Origin of the sequence: Streptomyces marokkonensis, assembly GCF_039539045.1 — a bacterium.
In the GTDB taxonomy this organism is placed as follows: domain Bacteria; phylum Actinomycetota; class Actinomycetes; order Streptomycetales; family Streptomycetaceae; genus Streptomyces; species Streptomyces marokkonensis.
In genome coordinates this window covers 1-2,405 of the sequence record NZ_BAABCQ010000346.1, presented here as the reverse complement: position 1 = coordinate 2,405, position 2,405 = coordinate 1, and the positions used below count along the sequence as shown (strand labels likewise).

1 protein-coding gene is annotated in these 2,405 nt (G+C 73.3%); it reads right to left on the bottom strand.

Features of this window, described 5'->3' with window-relative positions:
- Positions 1-2,405: type I polyketide synthase (locus ABEA26_RS35750; protein ID WP_345598211.1), on the bottom strand; the 2,405-nt coding region annotated here is incomplete at both ends.

The following is a 2,405-nucleotide window of genomic DNA, read 5'->3' as shown; positions in this document are numbered from 1 at the left end:
GACCCAACACCACCGCCACCTCACCCAGCACCAACTCCACCAGGCGACGCCGCTGGGCCTCCAGGGGCAGGCCGGTGAGGCGGTCCGCCAGAGAGTCTCCGGTGGCCGAGCCGGTTCCCGCGGCCGTCGTGCGTGCCGTGCGGCGGGGCCGGCGGACCAGTCCGCGCAGCATCGGCGGCAGTTGTCCGGCCCGTGCCTGTTCCGCCAGGGCGGCGAAGTCGAACTTCACGGGTACGAGCGTGGACGCCTCGCCGGACAGTGCCGTGTCGAGGAGGGCCATGCCGTCCTCGGTGGGCAGCGGGAGCACTCCGCCACGGCCCATGCGGGCCTGGTCGGACTCGCTCATCGTGGCGATCATGCCGCCGGACTCGGCCCACAGACCCCAGGCGAGGGACGCAGTGGGCAGGCCCTGGGCGCGGCGCCACTGGGCGAAGGCGTCCAGGAAGGCATTGGCCGCCGAGTAGTTGCCCTGGCCCGGGCCGCCGATGACGCCGGCGGCGGACGAGAAGAGGACGAACGTGGAGAGGTTCATCCCGCTCGTCAGCTCGTGGAGGATCAGCGCGGCGTCGACCTTGGGCCGGAAGGACGCGCCGATCCGCTCCTGCGTCAGGCTCGCGATCACACCGTCGTCGAGGATTCCGGCGGCATGGACGACACCGGTCAGGGGTGCGTCGGGCGAGACCGTCGCCAGGAGCTTCTTCACGGCCCGGCGTTTGGACATGTCGCAGGCCACGACGGTGACGCTCGCGCCGGCGGCCTCCAGTTCCGCAGTCAGTTCCTCGGCGCCGGGCGCCTCGGGTCCGCTGCGGCTGGTCAGCAGCAGGTGACGCACGCCGTGCACGGTGACAAGGTGCCGGGCGACGAGTCCACCCAGCGTGCCGGTACCGCCGGTGACGAGCACCGTGCCGGCGGGGTCCACGACCGGTCCGTCGGTGTCGGGCGCGGCCGGGGCCCGCACCAGGCGGGGTATGTGCACGACGTCGGAGCGCACCGCCACCTGTGCCTCACCACCGGCCAGGACGCCCGGGAGGGCCGACCGGGACGCCTGGATCTCGTCGACGTCCATCAGCAGGACGCGGTCCGGGTTCTCGGCCTGCACCGCGCGCACGAGGCCCCAGACGGCGGCACCCGCCGGGTCGGTCACCTCGGCGTCGCCGGTGACGCCGACCGCGCCGCGCGTCACGACGAGCAGGTGGGTGGCCGTGAGTTCCGGGGCGGCGAGGAAGGCCTGGACGATCCCGAGGACGCGGCCGACGAGACCGCGGACCCGTTCGGCGCTGACGACGCCGTCGATGGCGTCGACGACCAGGACGTCCGGCATCGACGCGCCGGAGCGCACCAGTTCCTCGATGTCCAGGGCCATGGAGACCGGGTGCGGGACGACCGCGGTGTCGCCGCCGTCGGCCGCTTCGGTCGGCACAGCGGTCCATTCGACGGCGAACAGGGCGTCCGTGTCGGAGCGGGTCCGGCCGGAGGACGTGAGCTGCTCGTCGGAGACGGCGCGGAGCACGAGCGAGTCGACCGACGCGACCGGGGCGCCCTCGCTGTCGGCGAGTTCCAGCGCCACCGACTCGGGGCCGGTGGGAGTCATGCGGACCCGCAGGCCGATGGCGTCGGCCGCGTGCAGGGTCATGCCGTTCCAGGCGAACGGCAGGATGATCTTGCCCTCTTCGGCCTTCCGCTCGGTGAAGGCGCCGCAGTGCAGGACGGCGTCGAGGAGCGCGGGATGCAGCCCGAACCCGGCCGCCGCGTCGGCGTCCTCCGTGGGAAGCGCGACCTCGGCGTAGATCTCCTCGCCGAGGGTCCAGAGCGTGCTGAGGCCCTGGAACAGGGGGCCGTACGCGTATCCGGCGTTCGCCTGCTCCTCGTAGAAGCCGGTCAGGTCGACGGGCTGCGCGCCCTCGGGGGGCCAGACGGCGAAGTCTGTGTCGGGGGCCGGGGCGTGGTCGTCGAGCTGGCCGCTGGCGTGGCGGATCCAGGACGTGCCGGTGTCGGCGTCGTCGGGCCTCGAGTACACCGCGACGGGGCGTAAGCCGTCCGTCTCCTCGCCGACCGAGACCTGGACGCGTACCGCGCCCTGGTCGGGGACGAGGAGGGGGGCCTCGATGATCAGCTCACGCAGGGACCGTGCGCCGACCTCGTCACCGGCGCGGATCGCGAGTTCCACGAGGGCGGTGCCCGGCAGGAGGACCGTGCCCGAGACGGTGTGGTCGGCGAGCCACGGCTGGGCCGCGAGCGAGAGCCGGCCCGTGGCGAGAACGCCGCCGGTGTCGGGCACGCTGATCACCGAGTCCAGCAGCGGATGCTCGACGGCGAACGCGGGATCACCCACCGGCACGTTCGAGTTCAGCCAGTAGCGCTGGTGCTGGAAGGCGTAGGTGGGCAGGTCGGTGCGGTGGGCGCCG